Origin of the sequence: Candidatus Photodesmus blepharonis (assembly GCF_000731795.2) — a bacterium.
In the GTDB taxonomy this organism is placed as follows: domain Bacteria; phylum Pseudomonadota; class Gammaproteobacteria; order Enterobacterales; family Vibrionaceae; genus Vibrio; species Vibrio blepharonis.
In genome coordinates, this window is sequence record NZ_JGVK01000019.1 from 1 (window position 1) to 1,884 (window position 1,884).

The 1,884-nt window shown below is 48.5% G+C and carries 1 rRNA gene; it reads left to right on the forward strand.

Annotated elements, in window-relative coordinates:
• Nucleotides 1-275 precede the first annotated feature (275 nt).
• Nucleotides 276-1,828, forward strand: a 16S ribosomal RNA gene (locus CF67_RS02720).
• The last annotated feature ends 56 nt before the right edge of the window (nucleotides 1,829-1,884 follow it).

Genomic DNA, 1,884 nt, shown 5'->3' on the forward strand with positions numbered 1-1,884 from the left:
GGTTAATTTTTTATATGTAAAAAAGTATTTGACACAAAACCTTATCTCGCTAGAATGACCGTTCGCTTTGAGAGGAAAGCCTCAGGCGGAGTTCTTTAATAATTTGAACCTATTAATCTGTGTGGGCACTCGTTGTTTAATCGTAAAAATTTATCAATGAACTGAGTGACCAAATGACGCCTTTATCTATTATTGATAAGGGGGTCAGCACAGTCAATTCATAATTAGTATGTAATCAGTATTCATTGAGCGATTATTTTAGTGATAAAAAACTTTAATTGAAGAGTTTGATCATGGCTCAGATTGAACGCTGGCGGCAGGCCTAACACATGCAAGTCGAGCGGAAACGACAACACTGAATCTTTGGAGGATGGGTTGGGTGTCGAGCGGCGGACGGGTGAGTAATGCCTAGGAAGTTGCCCAATAGAGGGGGATAACCATTGGAAACGATGGCTAATACCGCATAATCTCCTTGGAGCAAAGCAGGGGACCGAATGGCCTTGCGCTATTGGATATGCCTAGGTGAGATTAGCTTGTTGGTGAGGTAATGGCTCACCAAGGCGACGATCTCTAGCTGGTCTGAGAGGATGAACAGCCACACTGGAACTGAGACACGGTCCAGACTCCTACGGGAGGCAGCAGTGGGGAATATTGCACAATGGGCGGAAGCCTGATGCAGCCATGTCGCGTGTGTGAAGAAGGCCTTAGGGTTGTAAAGCACTTTCAACAGTAAGGAAGGATGTATGCTTAATACGTATATATTTTGACGTTAGCTGTAGAAGAAGCACCGGCTAACTCCGTGCCAGCAGCCGCGGTAATACGGAGGGTGCGAGCGTTAATCGGAATTACTGGGCGTAAAGCGCATGCAGGTGGTTCGATAAGTCAGATGTGAAAGCCCGGGGCTTAACCTCGGAACTGCATTTGAAACTATAGAGCTGGAGTACTGTAGAGGGGGGTGGAATTTCAGGTGTAGCGGTGAAATGCGTAGAGATCTGAAGGAATACCGGTGGCGAAGGCGGCCCCCTGGACAGATACTGACACTCAGATGCGAAAGCGTGGGGAGCAAACAGGATTAGATACCCTGGTAGTCCACGCTGTAAACGATGTCTACTTGGAGGTTGTGGCTTTGAGCTGTGGCTTTCGTAGCTAACGCGTTAAGTAGACCGCCTGGGGAGTACGGTCGCAAGATTAAAACTCAAATGAATTGACGGGGGCCCGCACAAGCGGTGGAGCATGTGGTTTAATTCGATGCAACGCGAAGAACCTTACCTACTTTTGACATCCAAAGAAGCCAGTGGAGACATTGGTGTGCCTTCGGGAACTTTGAGACAGGTGCTGCATGGCTGTCGTCAGCTCGTGTTGTGAAATGTTGGGTTAAGTCCCGCAACGAGCGCAACCCTTATCCTTGTTTGCCAGCGAGTAGTGTCGGGAACTTCAGGGAGACTGCCGGTGATAAACCGGAGGAAGGTGGGGACGACGTCAAGTCATCATGGCCCTTACAAGTAGGGCTACACACGTGCTACAATGGCACATACAGAGGGTTGCAAACTAGCGATGGTAAGCGAATCCCAAAAAGTGTGTCGTAGTCCGGATTGGAGTCTGCAACTCGACTCCATGAAGTCGGAATCGCTAGTAATCGTAGATCAGAACGCTACGGTGAATACGTTCCCGGGCCTTGTACACACCGCCCGTCACACCATGGGAGTGGGCTGCAAAAGAAGTGGGTAGTTTAACTTTCGAGAGGACGCTCACCACTTTGTGGTTCATGACTGGGGTGAAGTCGTAACAAGGTAGCCCTAGGGGAACCTGGGGCTGGATCACCTCCTTAAACTATAATGCGATAATTATAACGATGAGTGCTCACACAGATTAATGAGGTTTTAT